Here is a 24,853-nt window from a genome sequence, read left to right as displayed (position 1 = left end):
TACACATAATAAGGGGGAATAGAACATGAACAAACAATGTGGAACGAGCCCGATCGTCGGGTTCCGCTTTACACTGAGCCCGATGACGACTGATTTCGTGAGCATCATCAAAGGGGCGTTGAAGGAGACGGATTTACAAAACGTCTGGCGACATACCGATGACGTGTCGACGGTCATCCGTGGACGAAGTGAGCATGTATTCGATGTGGCTAAGGCCGTGCTGTCACACGCGACAAAGACAGGGGAACATGTGTCGATGAGCGGGACGTTCTCGGTCGGGTGTCCAGGGGATACGGCCGGAGATGAAGTGCTCGTTGTGTCGAGCGAACCGCTTAATGGTCCCGTCGGTCCGCAATATGTCTCCTCACAGTTCGCGCTCTATCCGCTCGGTGATGACGACTATATGGACATCATCTACGAAGAAATCGCTTTTGCGAAAGAGCGAGGTGTCTTCAATGACTCGATGCATTACGCCTCAGGTATACATGGGGACATCGAGCCGGTGTTCGCTTTCTATGAGGCGACGTTTGATCGCGTCCGACAGAAGACAAGCCATGTCGTCATGACGGTGACGTTCAGCGTGAACAGTCCGTCACACGAGGGACGTATGGATGCTTAAATCGTGGAAGTTAAAAGAAATCGTTTTGTTGTCGATTTTATCGGTCGTGTTCGCGGTGGTCTATTTGGCGTTCGTCCATGCTGGGAACTTGTGGGCCGGTCTGATTGGACCAATCGCCTACGAATGGATTTTTGGGATATGGTTCATCGTCTCGATTATCGCAGCTTATATCATTCGCAAGCCTGGGGCTGCATTCTTGTCCGAAGTGCTTGCGGCGACGATTGAGATGATGATTGGCAACGCCATCGGACCGCGCATCATTTTAGTCGGGATCGTTCAAGGGATCGGCGCCGAAGCGGCGTTCGCTTTGACGGGTTATAAACGCTATGATCTTTGGGTGCTCATGCTCGCCGGATTCAGTGCTGCTGTGACAAGTTTCGCATATACGTACGTCATGGGAGGTCTCAATGCCCTCAGTCCGACATATGTGGCTACGATGTTCGCACTACGCGCAACGAGCGGGATGTTGATTGCTGGTCTGGGCGGTAAGATTTTGAGCGACTTGTTGCTTCGGACGGGCGCGCTTGATGGGTATGCTCTCGCGCGACAGGACCGTATGCATGGTTGAGGCAGAACATCTGACATTTCGTTATCCGAACAAGAAATGCGATGTCTTGACGGATATCACACTACGTCTAACAAAAGGGAGAACGGTCATTACAGGGGCAAGTGGGTCGGGAAAATCAACATTGCTCGCTTTGATGAATCGTCTCTATCCGGACAATTGTGATGGCATCGTGACGGGCAGATTGCACTTGTTTGATCGCTCTTATGATACGTATGAAGCTGGCGAAGTGAACCGGCGCGTCGGAACGGTCTTTCAGGACCCGGACAGTCAGTTCGTCATGCAGACGGTCGAAGAAGAATTGATTTTCACGCTCGAAAACTTTGCCGTCGCGAGAGACGAGATGATGGCCCGTGTCACCACAATGTTAGAGGCGTTGCATTTGACCGATTATCGTCACCGTACCATTCATGACCTATCGGGGGGTGAGAAGCAGCAAATTGCCGTCGCTTGTGCCTTGATTGGCCGTCCCGAGTGGCTCCTCCTCGATGAGCCGCTCGCTCACCTCGATCCTGAGACCGCCCATCATTTCGTTCGTTGGCTCGACGGCGTCGCACAGACCGTAAACGTTGTCGTCATCGAGCATCGGCCATACATATGGGGTGATTTTTTTGACCGACAAATAAAGCTCGTGAGTGGGCGCATCGACTATGATGGACCGTTCATCGTCCGACCAGATTATGCGTTCTCTCCAATTAAAGTTGAACAAGGAAAGAAAATGTTATTTCACATACCGGAATTAAAACGAAAAACATTTCAATTAGCAGCGAGCGAGTTAAAGGTCGCTGAGGGTGATCTCATTGCGGTGCTCGGTCGAAATGGTAGCGGAAAGTCGACATGGCTGCGAAGCCTAGCCCGGAAACATCGTGAAGTCGGCCTCGTCCCGCAATCACCGGCGCATCTATTCGTTACGAATGATGTGACCCGAGAACTCGCATATGGCCATAATCGCCCGATTGAGGACGTCTTAACGCGGCTCGGGCTCGAATCAGTGCGTGACCACCATCCACTCTCCCTTAGTCACGGTCAAAAACGAAGGCTCGCCATCGGAGTGATGATGCTGTCTAATAAACAACTGATTGCGTTTGATGAACCGACTGCCGGACAAGACGAGGTATCGCTTCGTGCGCTCTATGACTTAATGGTCGAACGAATACGATCCGGCCAGACGATTTTGTTTGTGACGCACGACCTCAGCTTCGCGCGGATTGCGAACACATATTATTTGATGTGTGACGGCGACTTGAGTGGGCCATATGACGCTTCACTCTGGGATGAAAAAGAATTACTACGCACCCACGGCTTATTGATGGAGGAATCGCGATGACATTTCATGAGATGAACCCGACGATTAAATTTCTGACCGTGGCATGTCTCATGTTCGGTCTCGCCTTCATGTATAACCCTTGGACTCCGCTTGCTGTTTTTCTCGGAACAGTTACACTTCAAACGCTATTCTCTGCCGTGAGCTGGAGAAGATGGGGGTTGTTCATGATCCCATTTTTATTGACCGCGCTCGGGACATTGTGGACGACGCTCGTCTTTGGAAAGCAATCAAGCGGAGATGTCGTGTTCAAGCTGTTTGGCAATGATGTGACCGATGAGAATGTGATGCTAGCAGCGACGCTCTCCTTACGTGTGTTGGCATTCACAGCCTTGTCGCTTCTGTTCACGCTGACGACGGACCCGAAACGGTTCGTCTACAGTTTGATGCAACAAGGAAAGCTATCACCAAAAATCGCATATAGTGTCTTCGTCGGTTTTCGTTTCTTTCCGATTCTAAAAAAAGAACTGATGCAACTATATGAAACGCATACGCTACGAGGCGTACGTTTGGAGACGAGACTCGATCACATCCGCCACGTCCCCAAATTAATCGTTCCGCTTCTTGCTGGATCGATTCGCCAAGCGGAACGAATCGCGTTCTCGATGGAAGCACGTGGGTTTACGGGGGAACCTCGAGCGACGTACGAGGTTGTCCCCGTCACCAGAAACGACTTTCTGTTGGCGTCGCTTTTGCTCCTATTGTTTGGAGTGAGCGTGTGGCTTGGCGTACGTTAAAACAAGACGACTCACTCGGAGTCGTCTTGTTTCGTCTCTTTCACGATTCTAAATTTCGGTTTGATCGATTCGTTATTGAACGCCTCGAGCACGGTGTTCTCGTTGGCCATACGAATCTGTTGCGGCTCGCCTTTGGAAGTCGTGCCGATACAGAACATATGCGCCTCATGATCGGCAAAGAGCGCCTTATACGGGGTGGCATGATGCATCAAGCGTCCCGGAGAGCCCCAGCCGACGATAATCATACCTCCGCTCGCCTCGACCTCGTCGAGCGTTTCCTCAACGTAATGAAAGTTGACTTCGTCGAGTTGCGATTCGACGTACGGCAGATTGTCATTGATGGCGAGTGTCGGGACGAGGCTGATGACGCGCATCTCACGGATCGGTTGATCGAGATGGTTCCGCATGAGCATATACGCCCGCTGCGTTGTCGTACCGGACAAGAAAGCATCGCTCATCCGTGGCGAGTAGATGATGACGGCACAGATGACGCCGTCGACGACATCTGTGAATTCGTACGAACGCAAGTAGCGCTTCGTCTTGTCCTCATTGAAGACCGACTTGACACGAATCGTCACTTCCTCGATATGGGTGTTCATAAGGTTTCCTCACTTTTAATCAAATAGTGCCGGGTCAGACCCAGCCTGCGAACCATTCCAAGTAGCGGATTGTGTAGCGCGCGACACTTTGGGTTGCCGACGCCTTGTCATCCGGTAAATAAGACACATCGGTTTGATATGACTCATAAAACGACATCACATCATTGACATACTGTTCACTGCGGTTGTACTCGAAGATGGCGTTTCGAATCGAGTCCGTCGTGTCTGCCTTCGTCCCGCCGTGCTCGCTCAAATAGTAAGCGGCCGTATGGGCCGAGTCGACGAGACTGTGCGGGTCGGCTTTGCCATCATTGTTGCCATCGCGTCCGAGACCGCCGTACTGTTCAATGAGCGCGAGATCCGTCAAATCGACTTCGTCCTCAGGGACATCGCCTTTTTGATCGTCCGTGTCATATTGCCAACCGAGCCACGTCCGCGGCATGAATTGGAACGGTCCGATCGCCCCGACCGATGAACGCATCGATGAACTGTGGGAGAAAATCGTCTCGACGCGATGGACGGCGGCAAGTAAGCGCCAATCGACGTCATACGTGGCCGCGGCATCCTCATACACATCGCGATGGACGGACGGGACGCCATGGTCCCCGTAATAGGCCCGGTACAGGGCGTTGTTCACTTTATCATGTTGACCAAACCAGCCGATTGCGCCGAGGCACAGCACGATCACAAGCATGAGACCGGTCAGTCGCAAAATCAATCGTTTCAAGATTCCGCCTCCTAGCTTTCTAGACAATACCCGAATAGTGTAGCATATAGCTAACAGGAAGGACAGGAGTGGATATAGATGCTCGAACAGGCCGTCTTTACCATCATTCTCATGTATTTGTTGATCGTTCAATTGTTCAACGCCCGGTTGATGAAGCCGATGATCGAAACGCTCGGTCGTGGACGTGTCTATGAACAGACAGTCAAGTCGTCGTGGGGGCTCAGTCTGCTTTTGCTCGCCCTCGTCTTCTTGTTCGGCGTCCCGCCAGACATGGTCGGTCTCGGATTCGCCCCGGTCGAAGGGGACATGTCCGCTTGGAAGTTTTTCTTTTTCACGACCATCCTCATCTCCGTGCTGCTGGCGTTTTACTTGCTCGTCAAAACCTCGTCTCGGTTACGGCGGCGGTTACGACCGTACTATGAGCTCGAAATCGAGCGGTTGCTCTTGCCGCGGACGGATATTGAGGCGAAGGCCTGGAGCGCTGTCTCGTGGACGGCAGGTGTGACCGAGGAATTCATCTTCCGGGGTGTGCTCCTCTACACCGTCAGTCTCTATCTTGACGTCTCATCCTTGACACTCGCCTTCATCGGCGGCGCCTTGTTCGGGTTGGCCCATGCTTATCAAGGCGTCAGGGGCGTTCTGGTCACCGGGATCGTCGGCTGGGGACTCGGCTATTTGTACTTGGCGATGGGGGTATTATGGCCAGTGATGGTCGTCCATGCCTTGCTCGACCTTATCGCTGGACCGATTCACGTCGTCGATTCAGAAACTGACTGACGGCCGCCTCATAGGCGGGTTGATCTTTCAAGATACAGTTTGTGTGCTCGGCCCCATGGATGAGGGCTAACTCGTTTTGCCGGTTGAGCGCGTTCATCTCGACCGACATCCACGTCGGCACGAAATCATCTTTCGTTCCGTGGATGAACAAGACGGGCGCGTCAATCGCGGCGAGATCGTATTTGGGCCGGACTTGATGCATCCGGAAACCGGCCCGTGTCCACAAGAAATAGTTGATCCCTGGCAAGAGCAGGTCCCCGGGCAACCGATGCAGCACGTTCAACTGATGGCGCATGAGCTGTCTCATATCGTCAAACGGACATTCGGCGATCAAGAAGTCGACGTCGGTTAACGGTCCGGCCTGTAAAATCGAGGCAGCTCCCATCGAGACACCGTGCAACCCGACTTCCGTGACCACTTCATTGGCCCGCAACCAGTCGACCCAATCGGTGATGTCATGCTTTTCGTGGTAACCATAAGAGGCGTATACGCCCTCGGACTCACCGTGCGATCTCAAGTCGACAGCGAGGAGGTTGTACCCGAGGCGATGGAACATCGCCAAATGTGGGGCCATGAAACTGTGAGAGGCGGTATAGCCGTGAACGAACACGATCCATTTCGTCGACCCTTCATTGCGGTAGACGCGTCCATACAGCCGATAGCCATCCTGAGAACGGAGCGAGACGTGCTCGAACGGCACGTCATGATAAAACGATTGATCTTCTTTCGTATACGGGGCCAAGAGCATCTCTGGTGTCTTGCGTTTGCCTCGCGTCATGCGCTTGAACGCATAATAACTGATGGCATAGTAGCCGGTGAATAGTGTTGCAAGTCCAACTTTCCATCTCTTCTGCATCTGAACCGCTCCTTTCTCCATTATTGTACCCGAAAACGTGACGATAGTTCACGCGCAGTGTCAGTTTGACGGCGGGTTCATGCCGTTAAGCAAGGGACTTACCGATGATTGTCCCGTTCGTTTGAGCAGTATCGTCTTGCTATGATGGAACCAGACAATCATCAAGGTGAAGCGGGAGGAGACGAAGCGATGGGGCGAGAGGTGATGGATCAGTTGCTGCACGCGTGCTTGACGGGGCAGGTGGATTACAAGACCGCCGAAGGGGTGACCTTCTATCGTGCCCCGGTCAACGGCCATCGTCAGCATGCGATGGTACTCGATGTGCTGATTGACCGCTATGTGCTTGAGCCGGCACGACCGATCGAACTGTCCGTGTCGGACGTGGCGCAAGCGATTGGGTCATCGGCGGACGAGGTCTTCCAATCAGTCCTAGCGCTCGCCCGCATCACTCTCGTCTCGCAACATATCGAGGAAAGACTAATCCGGGTCGATTCGGCCGGAATCGACGAGCATGGGAACATGACACTCATCATCGGTTTCAACGCCTGGTTGACGCATCATTTAGGAAAACTCGTAAGTGCATCGATTGAGGAGCCACTTCACGCGCACGTCATCTGACAAACAACAGGGAAGGCCGCCTCAATCGCGGTCTTCCCTGTTTTGATGCCGGGGCGACGGTTGGAGCAGGCCGTCCTGAAGCATGAGGACCCGGTCACAGACGTCGAGCATCCGTTCGTCATGGGTGATAACGATGACCCGTCGCGCACTCATCCGTGCCTCAGTAACGAGCAACTCCATCACCCGTCGGCCATTCTCATAATCGAGGCTCGCCGTCGGCTCATCGGCCAAAATCAGTCGGGGGCGATTGACCAAGGCCCGAGCGACCGCGACACGTTGACGTTCGCCTCCGGACAGTTGCCCTGGTAACTGGTCGAGACGATGCCCCAAACCGAGCGCGTCGAGCAGCCGAATCGGATCTTGTTTCGACTCGCTCTCGGCCTGGACGAGCTCGAGTTGTTCCCGGACCGTCAAGTAAGGGACGAGATGTGCTTGCTGGAACACAAATCCGATTTCGTTCAGCCTCAAGAGGCGTCGCTCTTCTTCAGTGGCACCGAGCAAGTCTTGTCCTTCGAGCTCGACCTGTCCCGACACCGGTCGTTTCAATAGTCCGAGAATTTGGAGCAAGGTACTTTTCCCGCTGCCGCTCGGTCCGATGATGCCGATACATTCCCCGGCATCGACCTGCAAATCGATTCCACGCAACACAGATTGTCCGTCATAGGCGTGGCTGATGTTCATCAATTTCATTGTAATGTCCCTCCTAAAGCGTCGGCGGCGTCAAGGTGACGCAGTTTCCAAAGCGGTAACAACGTACCGATGAGTGAGAGCCCGAACATGATCACACTGTAGAGCAGCACATGTCCCGCATCGAAACGGAATGGGATATCAGTTGGGACGAACGAGGCGACGAGGGCCGTCAAGGCGGCTGCCGACAGGCTCGCGACGAGCACCGTTGCCATGACTTGCGTGACGAGCGCCGTGCCGATCACACGAGGGCGAATCCCGATCGCTTTCAAAATTCCGAGTTCTGGCAGTTTCTGGAGCGTCAACATATAAAAGAATGCGGTCAAGATGAACGCACCGATGAACAACAAGAAGCCGCGCATCATCGTGAACGTGCCTTGTTCGGCTGTATAGCCCGGGACGGCCTCGACGACGTCTTGTTTGGAGAGCGTTGCGAGCGACGTCTCAGTTTCCCCGAGCCAGGCCGAGACGTATTCGGGTTGTCCGCTGTCTGCCTGGAACGCCTCCCACGTCTCCATCGATGCCCACATGACGGGTGCATGACTGTAACGTCCGTCCGTCGTCCCCGCGATGGTGAATGAGTAGCCGGTCGTGAAATCTTGAATCGTGTCCCCGAGTTTAAAGTCCCCGAGAAAGCTTGGATCGACGAGGACTTCGCCGACGGCGAGGTCGAGGGCGGGCCCGATGTCAGAATCCCGCGGTAACGTGAATAGCGTGGCGTCCTGTTTCACGGTCCCATCGACGAGTGTCAACGGTTTGACCCCGAGCGGTGTAAGCGTTTCTGGCGTCGGCAGTTCGATGAACGAGCGGGTCAGTTGCCCGTCCGCATCCTCAGCCAACTGAAACGTCTCGGTGTCGAGTTCACGCAAACTGGCCCCGTTGTCATAGGCGAGCCCATCGGCAAGCCCGGTGATCAGCGTCGACAATAAGACGATGAGTAGGGTGATGACAAAAATCAATGAAAATTTTCGTTTTTGCCGCCACATTTCTTTAAATGCTAAATTCATACAAAAAAGCCTCCTTCATAGCGATGAAGGAAGCATAACTGACGGATATGAACAGAATATGAACGGGACTAAAACCGGACGTAAAAGGTGCTCCCTGTCCCGAGACGGGATTCGACCGTCATCTCACCGCCATGCAGGCGGACGATGTCTTGGGCAATAGCAAGTCCGAGACCGGTGCCCCGGCCGGTCCGAGAGACATCTCCTTTATAGAAACGTTCGAATAGGCGTGCCTGTGTCGCCTCATCCATTCCGACGCCGGCATCTTGAATCGAGACGGTCGGACGATCTCCTGCATACGCTTTGATGGTGATCAGCCCCCCGTCATGAGAGGCGTGAATCGCGTTCGTCAACAAGTTGGTCCAGACTTGGGCCAATAAGAGCGGGTCGCCGGTCACGACGAGCGATGTGTCAAGCTCTGTCGCGACGGCGATCCCTTTCTCATCCAGCTGGAACGCATGGCGACGAATGACGTCCTCGATCGATGCGCTCACATCGACTTGTTCGGAGAGCGACACGTTCGACTCGTCGAGCCGGGCGAGCAGGAGCAACTGTTTTGTCAAATCCGAGAGGCGATCCGTCTCGTCACGAATGATCCCGGCATACATCAAGGCGTCCCCTTCGGTTCGGGCGGCCAGTTCCGAGGCGTAGCCTTTGATTGAGGTGAGCGGTGTTTGGAATTCGTGCGAGACGCTTGAGACGAAGCGACGCCGTTCACCCTCGGATTTCTCCAGTGAGTCGACCATGTCAGAGAAACGACGGGCGAGGGTTCCAATCTCATCGTTGCGCTCGGTCGGGAGATCGAGCGGACGGGCCCCGGATGCGACGGAGCGAGTCGCATCCGTCAATGTGCGCACCGGTCGGACGATCAGGCTTGTCGATAGGGCGATCAAGATGAAGGCGAGCCCGGTCAGGAGTGCAAAGAACAAGCCGACGAACAAGTGCAATTCTCGGATTTGGGCGCCAAGGTCGGGGCGGATGAAGACGGCATCTTCCCCGTCCAGGCTGAAGCCATACGTGTTGACGACTTCATTGTCGAACAAGCCGAGCCAAAACAAGTGGAACGGATAAGCGCGCATCCCGTCGTAGCGTTCGCCGGACCGGACCGAGGCGATGACGGCTTCGTCGAGTTGCTCGTCCCGGAACGAACCTCCATAGCGGTCGATCTCACCGTCAGGACGCACGACGAGGAGTTGATAGCCCGTCTGAGCGAGCAAACGATAAAAGGCCGATGCCTCACCGTCCGTATGCGTCTCGAAGTAGTCAAGGGCGGCTTGTGCCGTCTGTTCGGTCTTTTCGCTGTAGGACGGCTGCCACCAGACGTAATAGGCGACATTGCTGACGAGAAGGGCGATGGCGCCGGACAAGAGCAAAATCATGAACACGGTCAGGACGATCCGGGTATAGAGCGTCTTCATGGCGAGACCTCGAGCGTATAGCCGACGCCCCGAACCGTTCGAATCGTGATCGTGTCGTCATGCAAGCGGCCTCGGAGTCGTTTGATGTGCACATCGATGGTCCGGTCGTCGCCCTCAAAGTCAAGGCCCCATACTTGTTCGATCAGTTCATCCCGGGTGAACACCCGGCCCGGGAACGCCGCCAGCTGATAGAGCAGCTCGAACTCCTTTTTCGGCAGGTGGATCGTCTCACTGTTCAGTTCAAGGCGATAATCGCGCAAGTCGAGCTTGAGCGGTCCGACTGTGACGAGTGTGGCCGCATTTTTGGCGTAACGTTTTGCGACGGCTTGAAGGCGGAACAGCAGCTCTTCCGGGATGAACGGTTTCGTCATATAATCATCGGCTCCGTGTTCGAAGCCGCTTCGTTTTTCTTCCCATTCCCCGAGGGCGGTCAATAAAATGACGGGAATGTCCGTCAGTTGCTTCAGACGTGAGCAGAGCGTCCGTCCGTCGAGGCCGGGTAGCAAGATGTCGATGATCGCGGCATCGGCAGGGTTCGCCATAAACAGTCGCTCGGCGTCGGCCCCATCCATGACCGCTGTCACCGTATGTCCGGCTCGCTGTAGCGTGGTCTCAACGAGGTGAAGGATAGCCAAATCGTCCTCTACAATCAGTACGTGCATCGCTCTCTTCCTTTCTATCACGACACCGAAAACAGGTGACCCGTTGCAGGTCACCTGCATGTTATGTCGTTTTGGTCAGTTCTTTATGCAAGGCTCGAAGTGCCCGCAAGAAGGCGTCTTTGAAATACTTGTCTTCTTGCGCCTCGAGTGTCTCAAGAGCAGAAGCGTCGCCGGCGCTCGCCTTGACGAGCAGATTGACGACTGTGCCCCACCGCTTGACGTGCTCGGGCTTCGGATGGTTCATCGCGACGGTCAACGTGAACCAGTACGGTTGGTCACGGCGCTGGAGCGTGGCAATCATCTGTTTGGCCGTCATCGCTTCATCCTCGGTTGGTAACGTGGCGGTGGCGAACCAGCCGAGCAGCGCGGCGCTCATCGCCTCGAGCCGGACTTTGGCGGCCGGGTCGATCGGTTCGCGCCCGAACTCGGAAATGTTGACAAAGACGAGTCGGTCTTTCCGGTCGAGGTGGGTGATCCATCCTTTGACCGATTTGAGTTTTTCTTTATCTTTCGACTGGGCTTTCACCGTGTAGCCGTTCAGTTTACCGATGTAAATCCGGAACTGACCGCGATCGAGCTGTTTATCGACCTTGAACTCGATATCTTGGCCCACAGTGAACGGTTGATCCTTTTTGCTGAGCGTCTCGCCTTTCTTCAGCTCAGGCCGGCGCACGATGTAGCGGAGTGCCTCCTGCTCGGTCCGATCGTCAAGCGTCCAAAGGTTGTTCGGCGTGACGTTTTTGAAACGGTGTCGTCGGACATAGATGTATTGGTCGAGCGCCTCGACGGCGTCGGCGACGGAATTTTTCCCACTCAAATAGTCGTCTGCGATATCCCGGAGCGTGATCGACTCGAGCCGGTCGATGTGCCCGACGTAAGGGACGTTCCCGACGACGAACAAGGCCGTGGCGATCAATTCACTCTCGCGAGGGGTCAAAGGGCGTTTGGCCATACTGCACTTCCTCTCTTCATGTCATCTCATTCAGTATACCAAAAACAGATTTCGTCATGTTGTATGAATCGACCATATGGAAAATTTTACAGGCATACAGGATTTCGCGGTTTCGTTCCGAATATTTGTTAAGATAGAGCTATGTGGAAGTTGAGATGAGGTGATGAGATGAAGCTATCGATTGATCCGGGGGACTATGTCGTCTTGATTGAAATCAATAAAGAGGTCTTGAAATGTACGTCCCTCGACCAAGCCGAGTATGCCGACCGGGACCGCTATGAATTGGTCGGCCGCATGAGTGAGCGGCTTCCGGCCGAGGTGATCGTGCCTTCCATCATCGATTATATCCGGTTCGGGAGCGGCTATATCGGCGACAATATCGTCTGGGACAAGGAGACGGAATCGTTCTTCTGTCAACAGTTCGAGACGATCGACGGCTCACCGCTCGGCGAGGACTTGGACGGATTCACACCTGACCCGTATCGGACGGAGCTGGCGCGCTATTACACGTATTTGACGATCGGAAAAATCATTGAATACGAGATGAACGACCCTGACCAGCCGGACTATTGGTAAGCGTCGCAAAAATGTCACAATCTATTTTTTGAAAAAAAGGGAAATCGACCGCGTGATTTGAGATAATGGGGTCATCTTATGAAGTGTGGATTGGAGCGGAAGGCGATGAAAAAAATTATGATTGCAGCAGCGCTCGCGCTGCTTGTCCCGACGTCTGTGGACGCGGCTAAACCGGTGCTGTTGGAAAAGCACGGCTATGTCGTGGCCGAGCCTAGGGTCGGTCATCAATACTATATCAAGCAAACGGGTACCGACTTGACGTGGAATACGACCCGAGGGGCGTCGGACATCGTCATCGCATTGATCGATTCATCGGCCGACCGGAGTCATAAAGAGCTGTATAACGTCCCGCGTGTCGTCAACTCGATGAAAGGCCCGTATAGTGTCGACTATCACGGCACGCACACGGCCGGCATCATGTCCGGACGCCATAACAAGTTCGGAATGGCAGGGCTCGCTCCAAACGTGCGTTATCATTTTTATAACGTCTTTTACGGCAAAAATTCGGAGTACACGGATTCTTGGACGGTCGCCAAGGCGGTGGACACGGCGGTCGCGAAAGGGGCGAACGTCATCAACATGTCGCTCGGAGGTCAAGATTATGACCGCGTCCTCGCCGACTCGATTCGTCGCGCCCGTGCCAAAGGTGTCGTCATCGTCGCCTCATCCGGGAATGACGGGAAGAAGAAAACGTCGTTCCCGGCCAATATGAAAGAAGTCATCGCGGTCGGGGCGATCGACGCAAACCGCCGTGTCGCTCCTTTTAGCAATATGGACAGCCAAGTCAAAATCGTGGCGCCCGGGGTGAATGTCTTGTCGCTCGGCGTGAAAAATAGCTTCGTCTACATGGACGGGACATCGATGGCGGCGCCGATGGTGTCGTCTGGGATCGCGCTCGTCAAATCGGTCAACCCGTTCCTGACGCCGGCCGACATCGATGCTTTGCTTCAAAAAATGCCACGTGCGAGCGGGAAGACGTATACCGAGCTCAACACGAAGCGGCTGATCGATGCGACACCACGACCGGTCGCGCTCTCCGCGCCATCGACGCTCAAGAGCCGCTATGTGAAAGAAGCGAAACTGACGGTCATGAAAAAGTCGAACTTGAAGACGACGTATACGTTGTATCAAGGAACGCGTAAAGTGAAGACACTCTCAGCCGGGAAATCGATGTTCACGATGTACGCCGGAGGAGATTGGTTACCGAGCGGGAAATATCGCCTGAATGCCACCGTCACCGACGGGAAACACAAACGCTCGGTCAATCGTTCGTTCACCTATGTGAACGCCGTCAAGCCGCTAGTCACGGTCAGAGCGGCCGATGCCGGGACGTTCGAGTTGACCACGTCCCGAAAAGGCGTCGTCACCGTGCTCGACGCGAACAAGAAAGTCGTCTATGAGGCGCTTCATGTACCGGGCAAGTTCCCCGTTCGTGGTGACACGGGATCGGCCTATACGGTGCTGTTGAAGCCGACCGACGTCACTGAAAAAGTGGTGACGGTCAAATATGTGCCGCAACCGGTTCAAGTCGAGACGGATACTTCGGCGGAATCGACATAAAAAAACACCCGGAGCCAGTGCTGGCTTCGGGTGTTGATTTATGTTTTCGTGATGGCTTCACCACTCCAACGGATATTCGCTTCTAAGACGTTGCCGTTATCGTCGATATGTTCAAAACTCAGTTTCCCGTCGACGATGATCTCGCAGAGGCCGACGCGGACGTCGTCGCTCCAGGCGCGACGTGTCTGTGTCGACGCGTCGAACGTCGGGATTGATTCAGGAAAACGTTCCTGTAAGTGGGCCAAGTTATGATGGTCGAAGTGATACGAACGTTTGGACAATTCATTTGGTGCTTTGATGTCAAACGGCTCGAATCCTCGAACGAGTCGATTATTCCGGTAGAAGGCGAACACGCCGTTGTTCGGGTGGAGCGCTTTAATGTCATCGATTTCAATCACATAGGTCAGTCGTTGAATCCAACCGTTTTTTGCATCTTGACGCATCAAAATCCCTCCTTGTTCAATGGAACACGCCTTATTTTAGCGCTGACGCCCATGAAAATCAAGTTCAGGTTCTCGGTTGTCATTTCTCGGGTTATCCGCTACAATGGGTAAAGTGACTATGAGGTCTGGGCAATCGCGGGACGCAAGTCTTGAGGAAAGTCCATGCTCGCACAGCCTGTGATGGCTGTAGTGATCGTGCTACACGAAAAGATAAGTGTAGGCAACGCAAGTTGACGGCAGAAGAAGCACCTAAGTCCTCGGATATGGTGCAAGCTTCTTGAAAGTGCCACAGTGACGGAGTCTGATCGGAAACGTTCAGAGTGGAACGAGGTAAACCCCACGAGCGAGAAACCCAAACTATGGTAGGGGAACTTCCTGACTGGAACCGAACGGGACGGAAGGCGCCAATCGGCGCAGATAGATGATTGTCACTCCATCGTGCCAGGGAGACCGTTATGAGCACCGGAGTACAGAACATGGCTTACAGGGCAGCATAGTCTCTCATTTAACATTGACCAGGAGTTCAAGCAATCCTACTTGAGCTCCTTTTTACATGACCATTTTAGGAGTTACACTATAGAAAGTAGGGATAGTATGGCAAAACGTAAACTGATCGCCACCGCGGCGATGGGCATCGAGGCTCTCGTCGCCAAAGAAGTACGTGACCTCGGCTACACGTGTGAGGTCGAGAATGGACGCGTCTATATCGACGCGGAGATGGAGGACATTCCACGTCTCAACCTTTGGCTCCGGACGGCCGACCGCGTCAAGCTCGTCGTCGCCGAGTTCAAAGCGACGACGTTCACGGAACTGTTCGACGGTGTGGTCGAACTGCCTTGGACGGATCTCATGCCGTGGGACGCCCGGTTCATCGTCGACGGCCGCTCGGTCAAGTCGAAGTTATTCTCGATCCGCGACTGTCAGAAGATCACGGAGAAAGCGATCGTCGACGCGATGCAACGCGGATACGACAAGCCGGGCGAGTGGCTTCCGAAGACAGGCGCGTACTATCCAATCGAAGTCGCCTTGTTGAAAGATGTCGCGACGATCACGATCGACACGTCAGGTGACGCGCTTCACCGTCGCGGGTACCGTGAGCTTCACTCACAGGCACCGCTCAAAGAGACGATGGCCGCGGCGATGATCCAGCTGACGAACTGGAAGCCGGACATGCCGTTCTATGACGTCTTCACCGGTTCTGGGACGCTCGCCATCGAGGCGGCGCTCATCGGTCGCAACATCGCACCTGGCCTCAACCGTGAGTTCTGTTCACAAGACTGGCCGTGCGTACCGAAGAAAGCTTGGTATGAGGCGATCAATGAAGCGAACGAGAAAGCGGAGTGGGACAAACCGCTCAAAATTTACGGCATCGACCTCGACCCACGCATGGTCAAGCTCGCCAAGGACAACGCCGAGCTCGCTGACGTCCGTGACGCCATCACGTTCGTCCACAGTGACGCGGCTGCCTTGAAGCCGAAAGAAGAGTACGGTGTCATCATCGGTAACCCGCCATACGGTGAACGGTTGCAGACCGAAGAAGAGATTATCGACCTGTACGAGCGGATCGGTCAACAGTTCGCCAAGTATCCGGGCTATAGCGTCTACATGTTGACGAGCTATGAGGACTTCGAGAAGGCGTACGGCCGTCCGGCGACGAAACGCCGTAAGCTGTACAACGGAAATATTGAGACGCAATACTACCAGTTCTTCGGCAAGCGTCCGCCGAGACGCCCTGTTGAGTCGACTGACTCAAAATAACAATTGGTCGAAGGACCGTAGACACTCGTCTATGGTCCTTTTTTGCTTGATTTTATGTCTTACAATCTCATATCGACGCACCATAAAAAAAACGCTCTCCCTTTGGTCAGGAAGAGCGTGACGTCGATGATTCTTTCATATCGTTGTGGGCGATGCAAAGAGCTTATTCTCCGACCATCCCGTCGCCATCATTGTCATGCATGTAAGGATAGAGCCAATGATCGCTCGTAATCGGCATGGTGAACCCGGCGTCCTTCGCCTCTTGGATCGTCACTTGGCCGTTCCCATTCATATCGATGCTCGCGACGTCACCGTCTTCAGACACGGACTCGGCTTCAGTCGCACTCTCGGTCAGCCCGAGCGACTCGTTCACCTCGTCCGGGTTCACGTTGTCGAACGAATCGGTAATGACATTTCCTTTGACAGTGTATGTGTACTCATAGTGTGAAGGGATTTGTGTCTCCGTATCCGGATAGGTGATGATGGCCTCGAAGTCGGTCGCGCCGCCTGCGCTCCGGATCACGCTCTCCATGTACGCCTGGTCCCCGTGGCGGTTGAGCGTGCTGTCTTGCGGAGTGATGTTGAAGGCGTTCGAGACGCCGCCGAGCGAATCGGCGATGACGTGCCCTTCGTCGAGGTCGCGATGCTCGACACCAGGCACTTTCGCCTCGTCTGAATAATAGCGACCCGAAGACGTGACGTCCTCGAGCTCATCATCTTGCAAGACGATCTCGTCGGCGAGCACTTTCACGAGTTGTCCGTGCTCGTTCGTGAACGCCCAGTACTCGCGTTCCCCGTATCCGATATCGACGACGACATGATGCTCGCGGTCGCCTGACAAATCTCCACCCTCGACTTCAATCAAGTCGTAGCCCGTGAAGTGATCGTTCGTTCCGGTCTGGTCAGGGGGCTCCGTCTCAACGGTAACCTGTTCCTGAGGTTCCGTCTTCGACTCGGGATTCGGTTCTGTCTCGTTCGTGCAACCGGCCAACAACAGCATGGCCAGCGGGAAGGCAAGATAAGTAAGATTGTTTTTCATGTTAAAACTCCTATGTCTTTGATGCATACTTGTCCATTCTAGGAATCTTCGCCCACATTTACAAGCAAACGGATTGGAGGCGGTTTTAATCGTGCTTCCGACAAACGAGACAGATTTTGTCACAGATGGAGGAGGCGTCGCCCTAGGTACGAATGGTACAATGGGGGAGCGCGGGTCGAACAGGGGGCTCTCGAGCGATTTGTGTCGCACACCCGAGGCGTTTCAATCATTTCGTTTCAGGCTATACATACGTATACATCGCTTGAGAGGAGACGTGTCATGCAGACATATACGATTGAATATGCGTTTCAAGATAAGGAACAGACGACACGAACGTGTGAAGTCGAGCTCGACCGGACGCCAGATTTAAAGGATAATGAGCAACTCGCCGACCTATATCAAATCGTGTCGGATGCGATTCGCAAGCCGATCACGAGTTTTGAGATTCTTGCCGTCCATTAAGTGAACCATCGACCCCGGGCGTACGCCATGGGGTTTTGTTCAGTCCATCGAAGAGGAGAGATGTTGAAATGAAGATCGTGGTTGTTGGGTTAGGGGATGTCGCGAAAAAAGCGTATTTACCGGTTTATGCCGGATTAGAAGGGGTGGACGTCTATCTCGTCTCGAGAGATGAGGCGAAAGCGGGGCAGCTCGTCGACAAATACCGATTCAGCGGCCATTACCGATCGTTACAAGACGTGCCGCTCGATGAGGTGGATGGCGTGTTGATCCATTCGACGACGTCAGCCCACGCGGACCAGGTCGGCTACGTGCTCGAGCGGGGCGTCCATGTGTTCATCGATAAGCCGGTCACGTTCTCGCTCGACGAGACGGAGCGGCTCGTGCGGCTCGCGGCAGACAACGGGGTCGAACTCGTCACCGGCTTCAATCGTCGTTTCGCGACGGCGACGGCGGCCTTGAAGGAAGTCACGGACCAAAACCTCGTCCTCATTCAAAAGAACCGCACGTATCAACCGGCGACGCTCCGAGAGTTCATCATCGAGGATTTCGTCCACGTCGTCGACACGCTCCGTTACTTGACGGGGCTCGCACCGGTTGAGAATTTGTCGGTGCGGACGCGCTATGAAGGAGAGACGCTGAAACAGTTGCAGATTCAATTCACGGCGGATGGGATCGAAGCGCTCGGGATCATGAACCGCGACAACGGTTGTACGGAAGAAGTGATGGAAGTGATGTCTCCGCGTCTGAAGCGGGTGTCCCGCGACGTCGAGCGCGTGTATGACTTCACGCGCGACGGCATGCTCGAGCGGGCTCTGAGTCCGTGGGAGTCGAACCTTATGCGTCGCGGTTTCACGACGATGATCGATGCGTTCATCAAGCTACTGAACGGCGAACCGAACGAGTCGGTGCTCGCTGCCGATAGTCTGACGACGCATGCGCTCTGTGAACGCATACTAGAAGAGGCTTCGCGCTGACCGTCTCGTTTCTGCGGTCCGTCGAGCGGGTAATAACTCCGTAAAAGGAGGGGATGCGCATGGACATTCGCGAGCTCGTCATGCAGGCGAATGATTTGTTATGGACGTACGTACTCATTTTCGTATTGATTGCCGGTGGGCTTTATTTCACGATTCGGATGGGGTTCGTCCAGTTCCGGATGCTGCCCGAGATGTTCAAGCTGTTATTCGTCAAAGGGATCAAGCACGAAAAAGGACAAGTATCGTCGTTCCAGGCGTTCGCCATCGGGACGGCAGCACGGGTCGGGACCGGGAATATCGCCGGCGTCTCGACCGCGATCGCACTCGGGGGACCGGGTGCCGTGTTTTGGATGTGGCTCATCGCGTTGATCGGTTCGGCGTCAGCGTTCGTCGAGAGCACGCTCGCCCAAGTGTACAAAGTGCATGACGGCAAGGCGTGGCGCGGCGGACCGGCCTACTATATCGAACGGGCGCTCGGTCAGCGATGGCTCGGTATCGTGTTCGCCATTCTGATCACGTTCGCGTTTGGATTTGCATTCAACTCGGTCCAGGCCAACACGATCGCCTTGTCGGTCAACAACGTCTTCGAGATCGACACGCTTTGGATCGGGATTATTTTGGCCGTCGTGACGGGGATCGTCATCTTCGGGGGGATCCGTTCCATCTCGACACTGTCAGGGATTATCGTCCCAATCATGGCTGGCGGTTATATCTTGCTCGCCCTGTGGGTCGTCTTGACGAATTTGGAGGTCGTCCCGGCCGTATTCTCAGCCATTTTCTCAGAAGGCGTGCTCGGGTTCCGACAACTGCTTGGCGGAGCGGTCGGTGCGGCCGTCTTGCAAGGGATTCGCCGAGGCTTGTTCTCGAACGAGGCGGGGATGGGGTCGGCCCCGAACGCGGCTGCGACCGCCGAGGTCAGTCACCCGGTCAAGCAAGGTCTCATTCAGTCACTCAGCGTGTTCGTCGATACGCTCTTTATCTGTACGGCGACGGCGATGATTGTCCTCATTTCTGGCGTGCCGGGTTCTGAAGATTTCCAAGGCATCGAACTTGCCCAAGAGGCGCTCCTCACCGAGATCGGGCCGGTCGCGACATCGCTCATGACGATCGCGATTTTATTATTCGCCTTCAGCTCGATCTTGGCGAACTACTATTACGGGGAGACGAACATCGAGTTCATCTCGGAACGGAAAGTGTATCTCGTCATTTACCGGATCGCCGTCATCGGGATGGTATTGTTCGGTTCGGTCCGTTCGGCCGGGCTTGTCTGGTCGATCGCCGACATCTTCATGGGTCTGATGGCACTCGTGAACATGTACGCCATCTTCCGACTCAGTAAAGTCGCGAAACTGTTGCTTGATGATTACGTGGCCCAGAAACGAGCAGGGCGCGATCCGGTGTTCAATCGGGACGATGTCGAGCTGCCAGGGAAAGAGCACGTCGAAGCATGGGAAGCGAAACGAGAGAATATTAGTTGAGTGTAAGGCAAGGATTGACGTACAGCGCCAGTCCTGCCTTTCCTTTTTGAAACTTTTTTATTTCACATACCGCATTTATATAATAAAAATAGAAAAGAGCACACGATATGATACAACCATTTCTTCACACATTCAAACGATTTTTTGCCGAACGATTCTTCGATCAAGCCGCGATGTTGGCTTACTATTTCATCCTGTCCACATTCCCATTTCTATTGTTCGTCCTCGGCATCGTCGGATGGCTGCCGTTCTCGAGCGGAGACGTCATCTCGGCGTTGTCCTTGGTGATGCCCGAAGCGAGTTATCGATTGTTACAAGGGAACATCGAAGCCATTTTTGATGATTCGAGACTGCGCTTGGCCTCGCTCAGCATCTTACCGGCACTTTGGATCTCGTCGATGGCCGTCCAATCGCTCGTTCGCTCCTTGAACGACGCCTATCGACTGATCCGAAACAAAGCGTTCTGGCGCGGGGTGTTGCAAGACATCGCCGTGACGCTCGCGCTCATGTTCGTCCTGCCGTTCTCGTTGCTCGTCCCGGTCATCGAGACGGCGCTACGAGAGTTGGCGACCCATATCATCTTTATCGATGACATCGTCGCCCGATATGCCCAGATTTGGTTCTACTTCCGTTGGATCATCGGGACACTCATCCTGTTCAGTGTCTTCCTGCTCGTCTATAAGTGGTTGCCGAGCCATCGCGGCACGTTCCGAGACAGCTGGGCCGGGGCGGCTTTTGCGACAATCGGCATCTTGACAGTTTCGAACGTATTCAGCTACTATTCACAGTATGCAAACTATGAACAGTTTTACGGTCAGCTCGGTGCCTTTATCATCTTGTTGATCTGGTTCTACTTGGCGGCCTCGGTCATCCTTCTCGGGGGACTTCTGAACGCCACGCTCATCGAACAAAAAGAAATATCCGGTTGACGTGTAAATCGTTGTTATCAATCTTTGATTCAGGGAATGATATCGATAAGATCACATCTTTTAATCGGAGGTGGGAAACATGGATATGCAACGGCTCGTACACAATCGTCGTTTCATCGATCAAACATTGTTTTACCTCGCCTTACAATTATGGAAGTGGGTCATGTTACTGCCGATCTTGTTCTATTTGGACGTTGAGATGAGTAGCGCTCCGTTCACCCAGTATGTGATGGTCAGTCTGTTACTGTACGTGGCCTTCCGCGTCATGCAGTACGTGATTGCCAGTCGAGCCTCTTTGATGGAGCTCCTCGAGTTCGGTTATGCGGTCTTATCACTTCTGCTCGTCCTCTCGTTACTGCTTGAAGTGGCCGCCTCACCGGGAGCCATCGCTTTGATCATTGGTGTGTTCTTGGTTCATCCGTCGCTCGCCTTGCATCATTACCGTGATTTCTCGGAGCGGAAATGGTTGAACAAACAGTTTCAACTGTTTAGCCCGATGTTACGAAAAGGTGAGATTCCGGTCCATGTGCTCGTATTGACTGAGGATGAAATCATCATCACGGCAGAGAGTGGAAAAGAATACACGTATCGACATATTTACTGGGGCGGGTTCTATATTGAAAATGTCTCATGAAGGTGGTCTAGTCATTGAATAGTATCATTGTGATGGTGTTTTGGATTGTGACGTTTATCGTATTCTTCAAAGGGGCGTTCGACATGTGGCGCGAATGGCGCACCACGAAACAACGCTCTGTGTTATATTTCTTTATCGTATTGATGCTCACCTGGTTCTGGTTCAACCCATATCAGCTGACGGCGCTACATCCGTTCGTCTTGATGGCGTACTACTGGAACCGTAACCGATGGATGCGCAATGCGATGCTCGTCCTCGTATTGGTGCCATTTTTCATTCAATTATGGTTCATGGCGAGAGCGATGTAATCGAGTCTCAAGCCCGCAGATATCATATCTGCGGGCTTTTCTTTAATGCATTGATCACGGTGATCTATAATACAAGCCGAGTTAGAGTAAAGATACGTGACCGTGCGCAACAAAAAAACGCGAGCCGTTCGGCCCGCGTTTTTGATTGATGTTATTCTTTTTTCGCAACGGCGAGTTCAGCTTCCATTTCACTGAATTCACGGTTGATTCGTTTTTGTTCACGTTGGCTCGTGAACGTGCTGACGAGAACGATGGCAAGCATACTGAGGAAGAAGCCTGGCACCATCTCATAAATCACGCTCGAGAGTCCAGTCACGATCCAAAGGATGACCGTGATGGCACCGACGAGGATACCGGCGAGGGCACCTTGACGCGTCATCTTGTTCCAATAGAGCGACAAGAGAATCGCTGGACCAAAGGCTGAGCCGAAGCCTGCCCACGCATAGCCGACGAGCGTCAAAATCGTGTTCGACGGGCTGAGCGACATGAGAGTCGCGACAACTCCGACCGTTAAAACACCGATTCGACCGGCGAGAACCATCGTCTTCTCACTTGCTTCTTTATTGAAGAACTTGCGATAGAAGTCTTCTGTCAACGCTGACGATGTCACGAGAAGCTGTGACGATACGGTCGACATGACCGCCGCTAGAATCGCAGCGAGCAAGAATCCAGTGATGAACGGGTGGAACAATACTTCTGAGAAGCGGATGAACACCGTTTCCGGGTCAGCCAGGGCATTCCCTTGACCACGGAAGTAGGCGATTCCGACGAGACCTGTCATAACGGCACCGATGATCGAGACTGTCATCCAGCCCATACCGATACGGCGTGCCGTCTTCAATGATTTCACATCACGGATCGCCATAAAGCGGACGATGATGTGCGGTTGACCGAAGTAACCAAGTCCCCAAGCGAGGAGACCGATAATCCCGAGCGTCGACGTCCCTTTAAAGAGGTCGAACAAATCCGTGTTGAGCGTCGTGGCCGTGTTGACGGCGTTTGAAACACCACCGACGTCTGTCAAAGCGACGATTGGGACGAGGACGAGCGCAAGGAACATGATGACACCTTGTGCAAAGTCTGTCCAACTGACGGCTGTGAAGCCACCGAAGAGCGTATAAAGAATGACGACGCTAATCGTCACGATGACGCCCATCTGATAGTCAAGCCCGAACGAGCTTGCGAACAACTTCCCGCCAGACACAAGTCCGGCTGACGTGTAGAACGTGAAGAAGATGATGATAACGGATGCAGACAGGATCCGTAGCCAGTTCGAGTGATCTCGGAACCGATTCTCTAAAAAGTCAGGAATCGTGATCGAGTCATTTGCCATCTCCGTGAAGACGCGTAGACGGGGAGCGACTAACAAGTAGTTCAAGTAAGCTCCGATGACCAATCCAACGGCTAACCAAATCGCTGATAATCCCGTGGCGTACATTGCGCCCGGAAGTCCCATTAACATCCAACCACTCATATCCGAAGCTCCGGCTGACATGGCGGTAACACCTGGCCCCATTTTACGGCCACCTAACATATAATCTGATGAATCGGTCGTTCGCTTATAGGCGACGTATCCGATGAGGAGCATCATCACGAGATAAAGCGCGATGGATACCCATTCTTGCCATAACATTTGATTACCTCCTGTACGTGTTCAATTGTTGTCGTTTTATCAATCGTAGTTCAATCATGTGTGAATCTCACACAAATGCGTCAAACTTGAGTGACTCGGCGAACTTGTGACTAACCATAACGGACCTACTCAATCATTGCAAACTGTCATCTTTTCATAAAAATGGCTCTAAAGCGCATTGTATCAATGGATAAGGGCTATATTTTTCATGATTAAAGTTTAAATATTCTGACAATTAGTCATGTGGGTGTTATTCCTGTGTCATCTGTTTGTCATATAACTCGTCTAATTTCTGATGTTTTAACGCAACCACCCGCTCTTCCCTGTACAGGGAAGAGCGGGTGGTTGATGTCCATTTATTCATGAGTAATGCCAAAAGCAATCTGTTCAACCGTACGCATCGTCGGGAACGTCTGTCCCGATTTAGCTTGCATGGTTACCAAAGCGTATTGTTTGCCGTCGCGTTCCATCAAGAACACCATCGTGTAGCCTGATTCGTCCGTATATCCGGTTTTCGTTGCTGTGACGAGCTTCGAATAGTGGATGCTCCGCTCGTTGATGGCCGACCCCAGGTGATACCACCAACGTCGTTTCAAATCTCCGGCCTGATCGACAAACTTCGCCTCGTATTCGTACGTCCCGGCGATGTCGACTAGCTCTGGATACGTGCCGAACGCGTAGGTGATTTTAGCCATGTCGAGTGCAGTCGTAAAGTGTTCCGGGTCGGAGTAGCCGTGCGCATTCCGAAATTGGGTCCCGGTCAACCCGAGTACTTTCGAACGGGCGTTCATCAAGTCGACGAATTCGGATGTCGAACCGCTTACGTATTCGGCGAGGCTATTGGCGGCGTCATTCCCCGACTCGAGCAACGTCGCATAGAGCGCCTGGCGGACGGTGAGCCGGTCACCGACTGCGAGATGGACGATGTGACTGTCCCACGGGATATCGAGCGTCGACTGTTTTACGGTGACGACGTCTTTGTCGAGCTCATCTTTGTCGACTGCCGTCTCATAAGCGAGGAGGGCAGTCATCAGTTTTGTCGTACTGGCAGGAAAGACGCGTTCCGATGCGTTTTTATCTACTAAAATCTGACCGTCCGTCAAATTGACGAACGCCATCGACCCGACGAGCAGATCCGGTGTCTCGGCTGCTGCAATCGGTTGATGTGTCCATTCCTTGATTGGAATCTCCGGGAAAGTCGGTCCGGATTTGACGGGGACGGCTACCGGAGCGGATGGTTCTGCTTTTGGTTCTGAGTCTTGCTTGAAGCCGATTAGGGCAGGGATGATGGCGAGTAGTCCGATCAGGGCGAGGCCGACGGTCAATCGCCTCATGATGTACGTCTTTCTACGGTGTCTGCGGTTTCGTTTCACTATGTAATCGCTCCTTCATTGTTTACTTTTCTACCATAATGGATGGAGCCTCTTGAAATCGTCATCAAAATAAAGAATCAGGTCAATAATTGACGCGTATGAAATGAAGTGGAATGGGTATACACAATAACAGACACTCAA

Annotated in this window: 27 protein-coding genes and 1 other RNA gene; 16 read left to right on the top strand and 12 right to left on the bottom strand. The window is 53.5% G+C overall.

The window, feature by feature from the left end:
• The first annotated feature begins 25 nt into the window (after positions 1–25).
• From AC13H5_RS08230 to AC13H5_RS08215, 4 genes are read left to right on the top strand one after another with little or no spacing between them, the layout of a single operon-like run.
• Positions 26–619: a Ykof family thiamine-binding protein gene (locus tag AC13H5_RS08230; protein WP_214763168.1), complete on the top strand. Its 594-nt coding sequence runs from the start codon at positions 26–28 to the stop codon at positions 617–619.
• Positions 612–1,187, top strand: coding sequence for an ECF transporter S component (locus tag AC13H5_RS08225; RefSeq protein ID WP_034777699.1), 576 nt, complete (start codon positions 612–614; stop codon positions 1,185–1,187). Before AC13H5_RS08230 ends, AC13H5_RS08225 begins: the two co-directional genes overlap by 8 nt.
• Positions 1,180–2,511 carry an ABC transporter ATP-binding protein gene (locus AC13H5_RS08220; RefSeq protein WP_483545592.1) on the top strand — a complete coding sequence of 444 codons (1,332 nt, stop codon included), beginning with the start codon at positions 1,180–1,182 and terminating at the stop codon, positions 2,509–2,511. Before AC13H5_RS08225 ends, AC13H5_RS08220 begins: the two co-directional genes overlap by 8 nt.
• Positions 2,508–3,245 carry an energy-coupling factor transporter transmembrane component T family protein gene (locus tag AC13H5_RS08215; RefSeq protein ID WP_483545591.1) on the top strand — a complete coding sequence of 246 codons (738 nt, stop codon included), beginning with the start codon at positions 2,508–2,510 and terminating at the stop codon, positions 3,243–3,245. The genes AC13H5_RS08220 and AC13H5_RS08215 overlap by 4 nt, the downstream gene beginning before the upstream one ends.
• 11 nt (positions 3,246–3,256) lie before the next feature.
• Here AC13H5_RS08215 and AC13H5_RS08210 read toward each other — a convergent pair whose 3' ends face one another.
• Positions 3,257–3,844 (bottom strand): DUF1643 domain-containing protein, encoded by a 588-nt coding sequence (locus tag AC13H5_RS08210; protein WP_034777694.1) that lies wholly within the window; start codon positions 3,842–3,844, stop codon positions 3,257–3,259.
• Between the two features lie 34 nt (positions 3,845–3,878).
• Positions 3,879–4,571: a lytic transglycosylase domain-containing protein gene (locus AC13H5_RS08205; RefSeq protein ID WP_233004295.1), complete on the bottom strand. Its 693-nt coding sequence runs from the start codon at positions 4,569–4,571 to the stop codon at positions 3,879–3,881.
• Between the two features lie 78 nt (positions 4,572–4,649).
• On the opposite strand from AC13H5_RS08205, the gene AC13H5_RS08200 reads away from it, so the two are divergent.
• On the top strand, positions 4,650–5,348 hold the full coding sequence (locus AC13H5_RS08200) for a CPBP family intramembrane glutamic endopeptidase (RefSeq protein ID WP_034777692.1): 699 nt from the start codon (positions 4,650–4,652) through the stop codon (positions 5,346–5,348).
• Here the strand turns inward: AC13H5_RS08200 and AC13H5_RS08195 are convergent.
• Positions 5,305–6,204: an alpha/beta hydrolase gene (locus AC13H5_RS08195; RefSeq protein WP_034777690.1), complete on the bottom strand. Its 900-nt coding sequence runs from the start codon at positions 6,202–6,204 to the stop codon at positions 5,305–5,307. The genes AC13H5_RS08200 and AC13H5_RS08195 overlap by 44 nt on opposite strands.
• A 189-nt stretch (positions 6,205–6,393) precedes the next feature.
• On the opposite strand from AC13H5_RS08195, the gene AC13H5_RS08190 reads away from it, so the two are divergent.
• Complete coding sequence (locus tag AC13H5_RS08190) at positions 6,394–6,822, top strand: hypothetical protein (protein WP_034777688.1); 429 nt, start codon at positions 6,394–6,396, stop codon at positions 6,820–6,822.
• A 21-nt stretch (positions 6,823–6,843) separates the two neighbouring features.
• Here the strand turns inward: AC13H5_RS08190 and AC13H5_RS08185 are convergent, their stop codons facing one another.
• The 5 genes from AC13H5_RS08185 to AC13H5_RS08165 all read right to left on the bottom strand — a co-directional run bounded on the left by AC13H5_RS08185 (position 6,844) and on the right by AC13H5_RS08165 (position 11,545).
• Positions 6,844–7,512: an ABC transporter ATP-binding protein gene (locus AC13H5_RS08185; RefSeq protein WP_052090128.1), complete on the bottom strand. Its 669-nt coding sequence runs from the start codon at positions 7,510–7,512 to the stop codon at positions 6,844–6,846.
• Positions 7,509–8,516 carry an ABC transporter permease gene (locus AC13H5_RS08180; RefSeq protein WP_138859379.1) on the bottom strand — a complete coding sequence of 336 codons (1,008 nt, stop codon included), beginning with the start codon at positions 8,514–8,516 and terminating at the stop codon, positions 7,509–7,511. The genes AC13H5_RS08185 and AC13H5_RS08180 overlap by 4 nt, the downstream gene beginning before the upstream one ends.
• Before the next feature lie 68 nt (positions 8,517–8,584).
• The gene (locus tag AC13H5_RS08175) at positions 8,585–9,931 is read right to left on the bottom strand and encodes a sensor histidine kinase (RefSeq protein WP_034777686.1); all 1,347 of its coding nucleotides are present in this window, start codon (positions 9,929–9,931) and stop codon (positions 8,585–8,587) included.
• Complete coding sequence (locus AC13H5_RS08170) at positions 9,928–10,593, bottom strand: response regulator transcription factor (RefSeq protein WP_214823558.1); 666 nt, start codon at positions 10,591–10,593, stop codon at positions 9,928–9,930. The genes AC13H5_RS08175 and AC13H5_RS08170 overlap by 4 nt, the downstream gene beginning before the upstream one ends.
• A 61-nt stretch (positions 10,594–10,654) precedes the next feature.
• Entirely contained in the window at positions 10,655–11,545 is an 891-nt protein-coding gene (locus AC13H5_RS08165) for a hypothetical protein (protein ID WP_034777683.1), read from the bottom strand.
• Positions 11,546–11,713: 168 nt separating this feature from the next.
• On the opposite strand from AC13H5_RS08165, the gene AC13H5_RS08160 reads away from it, so the two are divergent.
• Together AC13H5_RS08160 and AC13H5_RS08155 are read left to right on the top strand one after the other, a co-directional pair.
• Positions 11,714–12,121, top strand: a complete 408-nt coding sequence (locus tag AC13H5_RS08160; RefSeq protein ID WP_034777682.1) for a hypothetical protein — start codon at positions 11,714–11,716, stop codon at positions 12,119–12,121.
• 78 nt (positions 12,122–12,199) lie between these two features.
• A complete protein-coding gene (locus AC13H5_RS08155) occupies positions 12,200–13,681 on the top strand; it encodes a S8 family peptidase (RefSeq protein WP_483545590.1) in 1,482 nt (493 codons plus the stop codon).
• Between the two features lie 38 nt (positions 13,682–13,719).
• On the opposite strand, the gene AC13H5_RS08150 is transcribed toward AC13H5_RS08155, so the two are convergent.
• On the bottom strand, positions 13,720–14,124 hold the full coding sequence (locus AC13H5_RS08150; protein WP_214753253.1) for a hypothetical protein: 405 nt from the start codon (positions 14,122–14,124) through the stop codon (positions 13,720–13,722).
• Positions 14,125–14,245: 121 nt separating this feature from the next.
• Between AC13H5_RS08150 and rnpB the strand changes: the two genes are divergently transcribed.
• Both rnpB and AC13H5_RS08140 read left to right on the top strand, forming a co-directional pair.
• Positions 14,246–14,613, top strand: an RNA gene (rnpB, locus tag AC13H5_RS08145) — RNase P RNA component class B.
• Positions 14,614–14,718: 105 nt separating this feature from the next.
• A complete protein-coding gene (locus tag AC13H5_RS08140) occupies positions 14,719–15,882 on the top strand; it encodes a THUMP domain-containing class I SAM-dependent RNA methyltransferase (protein ID WP_114166232.1) in 1,164 nt (387 codons plus the stop codon).
• 163 nt (positions 15,883–16,045) lie between these two features.
• Here the strand turns inward: AC13H5_RS08140 and AC13H5_RS08135 are convergent, their stop codons facing one another.
• Positions 16,046–16,921 (bottom strand): DNA/RNA non-specific endonuclease, encoded by an 876-nt coding sequence (locus tag AC13H5_RS08135; RefSeq protein ID WP_483545589.1) that lies wholly within the window; start codon positions 16,919–16,921, stop codon positions 16,046–16,048.
• 279 nt (positions 16,922–17,200) lie between these two features.
• Here AC13H5_RS08135 and AC13H5_RS08130 point away from each other — a divergent pair, with 279 nt between their 5' ends.
• The 6 genes from AC13H5_RS08130 to AC13H5_RS08105 all read left to right on the top strand — a co-directional run bounded on the left by AC13H5_RS08130 (position 17,201) and on the right by AC13H5_RS08105 (position 21,706).
• Positions 17,201–17,383, top strand: coding sequence for a hypothetical protein (locus AC13H5_RS08130; RefSeq protein WP_034777673.1), 183 nt, complete (start codon positions 17,201–17,203; stop codon positions 17,381–17,383).
• A gap of 68 nt (positions 17,384–17,451) precedes the next feature.
• Complete coding sequence (locus tag AC13H5_RS08125) at positions 17,452–18,357, top strand: Gfo/Idh/MocA family protein (protein ID WP_214753257.1); 906 nt, start codon at positions 17,452–17,454, stop codon at positions 18,355–18,357.
• A 59-nt stretch (positions 18,358–18,416) separates the two neighbouring features.
• Positions 18,417–19,835 carry an alanine/glycine:cation symporter family protein gene (locus AC13H5_RS08120; protein WP_034777671.1) on the top strand — a complete coding sequence of 473 codons (1,419 nt, stop codon included), beginning with the start codon at positions 18,417–18,419 and terminating at the stop codon, positions 19,833–19,835.
• A gap of 107 nt (positions 19,836–19,942) precedes the next feature.
• On the top strand, positions 19,943–20,764 hold the full coding sequence (locus AC13H5_RS08115) for a YihY/virulence factor BrkB family protein (protein ID WP_034777670.1): 822 nt from the start codon (positions 19,943–19,945) through the stop codon (positions 20,762–20,764).
• A 79-nt stretch (positions 20,765–20,843) separates the two neighbouring features.
• A complete protein-coding gene (locus tag AC13H5_RS08110; protein WP_034777669.1) occupies positions 20,844–21,398 on the top strand; it encodes a hypothetical protein in 555 nt (184 codons plus the stop codon).
• A gap of 14 nt (positions 21,399–21,412) precedes the next feature.
• Positions 21,413–21,706 (top strand): hypothetical protein, encoded by a 294-nt coding sequence (locus tag AC13H5_RS08105; protein WP_233004283.1) that lies wholly within the window; start codon positions 21,413–21,415, stop codon positions 21,704–21,706.
• Positions 21,707–21,857: 151 nt separating this feature from the next.
• Here the strand turns inward: AC13H5_RS08105 and putP are convergent, their stop codons facing one another.
• Both putP and AC13H5_RS08095 read right to left on the bottom strand, forming a co-directional pair.
• Entirely contained in the window at positions 21,858–23,339 is a 1,482-nt protein-coding gene (putP, locus tag AC13H5_RS08100; protein WP_138859392.1) for a sodium/proline symporter PutP, read from the bottom strand.
• 356 nt (positions 23,340–23,695) lie between these two features.
• Complete coding sequence (locus tag AC13H5_RS08095; protein ID WP_034777667.1) at positions 23,696–24,673, bottom strand: D-alanyl-D-alanine carboxypeptidase family protein; 978 nt, start codon at positions 24,671–24,673, stop codon at positions 23,696–23,698.
• Between the last annotated feature and the right edge of the window lie 180 nt (positions 24,674–24,853).

It is taken from the genome of Exiguobacterium sp. FD-YE-25-4, from assembly GCF_057004685.1.
This window is presented reverse-complemented; position numbering and strand designations above follow the sequence as displayed.